This is a genomic window from Pseudoduganella sp. RAF53_2 (genome assembly GCF_052113985.1).
In the GTDB taxonomy this organism is placed as follows: domain Bacteria; phylum Pseudomonadota; class Gammaproteobacteria; order Burkholderiales; family Burkholderiaceae_D; genus Rugamonas.
The window spans coordinates 1-5,455 of the sequence record NZ_JBFRDW010000409.1; the positions used below are offsets into that span (position 1 = coordinate 1).

At 65.0% G+C, this 5,455-nt stretch carries 5 protein-coding genes and 1 pseudogene; 5 read left to right on the top strand and 1 reads right to left on the bottom strand.

The genetic code is table 11. The features are described 5' to 3' along the window. Window positions 1-19 precede the first annotated feature (19 nt). Both AB4Z11_RS21445 and AB4Z11_RS21450 read left to right on the top strand, forming a co-directional pair. A pseudogene (locus AB4Z11_RS21445) lies at window positions 20-655 on the top strand (putative bifunctional diguanylate cyclase/phosphodiesterase); the annotation flags it as partial. 15 nt (window positions 656-670) lie between these two features. Next, entirely contained in the window at window positions 671-2,941 is a 2,271-nt protein-coding gene (locus tag AB4Z11_RS21450) for a molybdopterin cofactor-binding domain-containing protein (protein WP_442027544.1), read from the top strand. Between the two features lie 65 nt (window positions 2,942-3,006). Here the strand turns inward: AB4Z11_RS21450 and AB4Z11_RS21455 are convergent, their stop codons facing one another. Then, window positions 3,007-3,432: a thioredoxin family protein gene (locus AB4Z11_RS21455; protein ID WP_442027545.1), complete on the bottom strand. Its 426-nt coding sequence runs from the start codon at window positions 3,430-3,432 to the stop codon at window positions 3,007-3,009. A 37-nt stretch (window positions 3,433-3,469) separates the two neighbouring features. On the opposite strand from AB4Z11_RS21455, the gene tsaB reads away from it, so the two are divergent. From tsaB to AB4Z11_RS21470, 3 genes are all read left to right on the top strand, one after another. Then, window positions 3,470-4,243 (top strand): tRNA (adenosine(37)-N6)-threonylcarbamoyltransferase complex dimerization subunit type 1 TsaB, encoded by a 774-nt coding sequence (gene tsaB / locus AB4Z11_RS21460; protein WP_442027546.1) that lies wholly within the window; start codon window positions 3,470-3,472, stop codon window positions 4,241-4,243. Beyond that, window positions 4,240-4,713: a ribosomal protein S18-alanine N-acetyltransferase gene (gene rimI, locus AB4Z11_RS21465; protein WP_442027548.1), complete on the top strand. Its 474-nt coding sequence runs from the start codon at window positions 4,240-4,242 to the stop codon at window positions 4,711-4,713. The genes tsaB and rimI overlap by 4 nt, the downstream gene beginning before the upstream one ends. Then, window positions 4,710-5,455, top strand: a 746-nt coding sequence (locus AB4Z11_RS21470; RefSeq protein WP_442027550.1) for a hypothetical protein, incomplete at its 3' end; no start/stop codon positions are given. The genes rimI and AB4Z11_RS21470, both read left to right, overlap by 4 nt.

Consider the following 5,455-nt stretch of genomic DNA (forward strand, 5'->3'; position numbering starts at 1 on the left):
GGAAGCGCTGGTGCGCTAGAACCACCCGGAACTGGGTCTGGTGCCGCCGATCCGCTTCATTCCGCTGGCCGAGGACACCGGCTTCATCAACCAGCTGGGCAAGTGGGTGCTGTACGAAGCCTGCCGCCAGATGGTGCGCTGGCAGGAAGGCGGTCTGAATGTGCCGAAGATTGCCGTCAACCTGTCCGCCAAGCAGTTCGATCGCGGCTCGATGGTCGCCATGGTGCGCGACATTTTGGCCGAAACGGGCCTGGAGCCGCATCGCCTGCAGCTGGAAGTGACCGAGTCGCTGATCATGAACACCGGCGACGCGCTGGCCTTCATCAACGACCTGCACGCGGTAGGCGTCTCACTGGCGATTGACGATTTCGGTACCGGCTATTCCTCGCTGGCCTACCTGAAGCAGATGCCGGTGCAGACGTTGAAGATCGACCGCAGCTTCATCAAGGATATTTCAACCGACGTCAACGACGAGGCCATCGCCATTGCGATTATCCAGCTGGGTAAGAGCATGAACCTGTCCGTCATCGCGGAAGGCGTGGAGACGGACGAGCAGGCGGCCTTCCTGCTGCGCCACGGTTGCAATCAGGCGCAGGGCTACTTCTACAGCCGTCCGGTGATGCCGGACGACCTGCTGCAGCGCTGGCTGCCATAAAAGGGAACAATACGGATGCTAAAGCCGACCCGTTTTTCGAGAAGGCGCTTCCTGCTGAGCGGCGTGGCCGTGGCAGGGGCGATGATTGTGGGCTGGGGCGTGATGCCGCCGCGCCAGCGCCTGAAAAGCAAACAAGCCTTGCCGCTACAGGATGGCGATGTCGCCCTGAACGGCTGGATTGCGATCTCGCCCGATAACACGGTATCCCTGGCCATGCCGCGCGCCGAAATGGGGCAGGGCGTGCATACCGCGCTGCCCATGCTGGTGGCGGAAGAGTTGGATGTGCCGCTGTCGTCGATCCGCCTGGTGCAGGCGCCGATCGACAAGATCTACAGCAATGTCGCGGTGCTGCGCGAGAACCTGCCTTTCCATCCGGACGATGAGGGCAATGTGAAGCATTTCTCCCAGTGGATGCTGGGGAAAGTGGCGCGTGAGCTGGGCATCATCATTACCGGCGGTTCGTCCAGCGTGAAGGATGCATGGGGACCGATGCGCGAAGCCGGCGCCACCGCGCGCGGCTTGCTGGTGGCCGAAGCGGCGCGTCAATGGAAAGTGCCGCCGGAGCAGGTGCGCACCGAAGACGGTTACCTGTATCACGACATCAGCAACCGGAAAGCCAGCTACGGCAGCCTGGCGGCGCCTGCCGCCGTCGGCCAGCCGAACGAAATCAAGCTCAAAGATCCGCACAATTTCCGCCTCGTTGGCCAAAGCACGCCGCGCCGCGATTCGCGTATCAAGTCCGAGGGCACGGCGACGTTCGGTATCGATGCGCGGCCGGAAGGCATGATTTACGCGGCGGTGCGCATGTCGCCTTACGTCGGTGGCAGCATCAAAGGCATCAATCCGGCCGACGTGCTGCATATGCCGGGTGTGCTGAGTGTGATCGATTTCAGCGGCGCCATCGAACCGAATATGGGCGCCGGCGCCGGCGTGGCCGTTGTCGCCAAAACCTTCTGGCAAGCGAAGCAGGCCGCGGCGGCGCTGGCGATCCGCTGGGAGCCCGGCCCGGCGGGCAAGATCTCCAGCGAACAGATTTACGCCGAGATTTCGGACGCGCTGGAAAAGGAAAGCGGTTTTACCTATCACAGCAGCGGCGATATGAAGGCCGCCGCAAAGAGCGCGCTGCGCTCGGTGAAGTCCGAATACCGCGCGCCCTTCATGGCGCATGCGACCATGGAGCCGATCAATTGCACGGCCCAGGTCAAGGATGGCAAGGCCCATGTCTGGCTCGGCACCCAGGCGCAGACCTTTGCGGTGCGTGCAGCGTCCATCGCGGCGGCCGTAAAAGAATCGGACGTCGTTCTGCATGAGCACCTGCTGGGCGGGGGCTTCGGGCGCCGCCTGGAGGCGGACATGGTGGCGCAAGCCGTCGCCGTGGCGCGCGAATGCAAAGGCGCACCGGTGCAAGTCATCTGGACCCGCGAAGAGGACATCACGCACGACGTCTACCGTCCCTGCGCGATTGCGCAATTCCAGGGCGGCCTGGATGAAGGCGGTAATTTGATCAGCTGGGAAGTGAAGTCCGGCGGCGGAGCGCTGAACCACCAGTTCGGCAAGCGCAATCTCGCACTGCCGGCGGCTGGCCCGGACCGCGCCACGTCCGAGGGCGCTTACGATATGCAGTACGAGGTGCCGAATCAGCAGATCGCGCACGTCATCGTGCCAAGCGCCGTCCCGCTGGGGAACTGGCGCTCGGTGGGCCATTCGCACAACGCCTTTTTCAAGGAAAGCTTCATCGACGAGATGGCGCATGCGGCGGGCAAGAATCCGGTGGAATTCCGCCGCACCATGCTGCTGAATCATCCACGCGACCTGGCGGTGCTGAATGCGGCTGTGACCAAGGCCGGTACGCCGCCGGAAGGCCGCGCACATGGCGTGGCGCTGCATCAGTCCTTCGGTACGATTGTCGCGCAGGTGGCGGAAGTGTCGGTGATCGGCAAGCAGATCAAGGTGCACAAGGTGGTGTGCGCCATCGACTGCGGGCTGGCGGTCAATCCGAACATCATTGCGCAGCAGGTGGAATCGGCAGTGGTGTGGGGACTTTCCGGTGCGCTGAGCGGCGAGATTACGATCAAGGATGGCAAGGTCGAACAGAGCAATTTCGGCGATTTCCCCGTGCCGCGCATGAACGAAGTGCCGCACGTTGAAACCGTGATTATCCTGAGTACCGAGCCGCCGGAGGGTGTCGGCGAACCGGCAACGCCGCCGGTCGCCCCGGCAATTGCCAACGCCGTCTTCCAGCTGACCGGCCAGCGTCTCAGAAGCCTGCCACTGCGCCTGGCGTAGGGCGGATCATCGATCCGCCGCTTTGGCGCCGCCAATCAGCATGCACGGCGGATCAATGATCCGCCCTACGTGGCAGCGTCCAGCAGGGACTTCAGATTGCATTCCCGCTGCCACTGCTGGCGCTCCGGCGTCGAGCGCGCCTGACGCGCAAGTTCATCCTCGGACAGCGCGGCCTGGGTTTCAATCAGGCGATGCGCAACGTTCGGGTCCGGCAGCATGGTGCCGAAAAACGCCACGTTTTCGTGCTTCTGAATCAGCAGGGTAGGGAAGTTCTCGACATCCAGGTCGCCGACGATATCGGCGTGGTCCTCGATGTCCACCCAGAGGAAATACTTGTCGGGATGGCGCGACGCCAGCTCCTCGAACACGGCGCGGTAGCTGGAACAGGTGCCGCACCATGCCGCGCACAGGCAGGCCACGATCAGGCGGTCCTGAGCCAGTGCGGTTGCCACTTCGGCGCGGTTATCTGCATGTAAAGTAGTGCTGTGCATGGGGACGTATTGYACATGGCAGGTTAAAATATCGCTTATGCCTATCATTCTTGCCATCGAAACGTCCTCCGAAATGGCCTCCTGCGCGTTGCTGCGCGGCGGGGAGGTAATCTTCCGCGAATCCTCCGGCGTGCGCACGCACTCGCAATCCGTGCTGCCCATGGTGCAGGAGCTGCTGGACGAGGCGGGCATCGCTTTGCGCGATTGCGACGCGATTGCCTATGGTGCTGGCCCGGGTTCGTTCACCGGCGTGCGCACGGCCTGCGGCATTTCGCAGGGCCTGGGCTTTGGCGCCGAGCTGCCGCTGGTACCCGTGGTGACGCTGGATGCGATGGCGCTGGCCTGCCGTCAGGCGCACGGCGCCGACGCGGTGCTGGCCGTGCTGGATGCACGCATGAATGAGGTGTACTGGGCGCAGTACCGCTTCGACGGCGACGCGCCGGTCGCAACCCTCGAACCCGCGCTATCCGCGCCACAGGACGTTGTGCCCGCGCCGGGCGCGCTCGCTGCCGCCCCCGTGGCCGCCTCCACTGGCGCCGCGGCTTCGGCGCCCTCCGGCTCCGCTGCGTCCGCGTTGGCCGCTTGCGGCAATGGCTTCTCGGCCTATCCGGATGCCTTTGCCGGCAAGCCTTTCGCGGCTGGCGCCTACGCGAACATCATGCCGCACGCCGTGCAAATCGCCCAACTGGGCGCGCGCCTGTTCGAAGCCGGCCACGCCGTGCCCGCAGCGCAAGCGCAACCGCTCTACCTGCGCAACAAGGTCGCGTACACCAAGGAAGAGCGCGCAGAAATGAAGGCGTCGCAGGCATGAAACAACACGTCTGGGATCTGGCGCGGCTGGTCTACGAGCCAATGCAGGAAGGCGATCTGGATGAAGTGGTAGCCGTCGAACAGGCGGTCTATCCGCATCCCTGGACGCGTGCTAATTTTTCCGATTCGCTGGCACAGGGATATCAGGCCTGGGTGCTGCGTGCGCAGGACCGCGAGCTGCTTGGCTATTTTCTGATCATGGCGATTGTCGACGAAGCCCATTTGCTGAATGTGGCGGTGTCGGCGCAGTGGCAGGGCAAGGGATTGGGACGCTTTCTGCTGAATCAGTCAGTGGCTTTGGCGCGCGGGCTGGGCATGGAGTCTATGCTGCTGGAAGTGCGTCCATCGAACGTACGCGCGCTGGAGATCTACCAGCGCTACGGCTTTAACGAAATCGGTCGCCGCAAGGGCTACTACCCGGCCGCGAACCAGCAACGCGAGGACGCAATCGTCATGCGTTATGCCCTATGAGCGGATCGCTGCCACACCGCAGCGCGGTGTTCCTTGAAGAGATGGGCGTGGGGCCGCAGTGGCGCCTGCGCGCGCGTGCAGCCGATGTTGCCGCAGATGCGGTCGCCGAAGCTGCTGCCATCGCTGCGACTGAGGTTTCAGCCGCCGCACCATCGCCCGCGCCCGTGACCTCCGCCACCGCCGCCGCCGCATCGCCTGCGCCTGTGACCTCCTCCGCTGCCGCGATCCAGTCCGCGCCACCCGCCGCCCAGCGACAAGCATTCCCTGCCGCGCCGCAGCCATCCGCGCTTGCCGCGCAGCAGCCTGCATCCGCCGCGCCGGCGCAAGCGTCGGCATGGAATGACACGCCCGCAGCATCGACCGCCGCTTCGCCAGCGCAAGACTCAGCCTGGGACGACATGCCCGCAGCACCAGACGCCGCTGCACATGCGCGCCGGCCCGCGCCAGCTGCGCCTGCGCAAGAATCAGCATGGGACGACATGCCCGTAGCATCAGGCGCCGCTGCATCGCAGCCTCCCGCAGCACATGCGCGCCGGCCTGCGCCAGCTGCGCCTGCGCAAGAATCAGCGTGGGGCGACGCGCCGGCAGCGCCGGGCGCTGTCGCGCCGCAGCCTTCTGCAGCCGCTACGCGTTCTCAGCCTGCGCCCGCCGCGCAGCAACCGTCCGCGCCTGCGGCAGGGCCTCAACACACGCCAGCCGCGCGGCAACCGTCCGCGCCTGCGGCAGGGGCACGGCATACGTC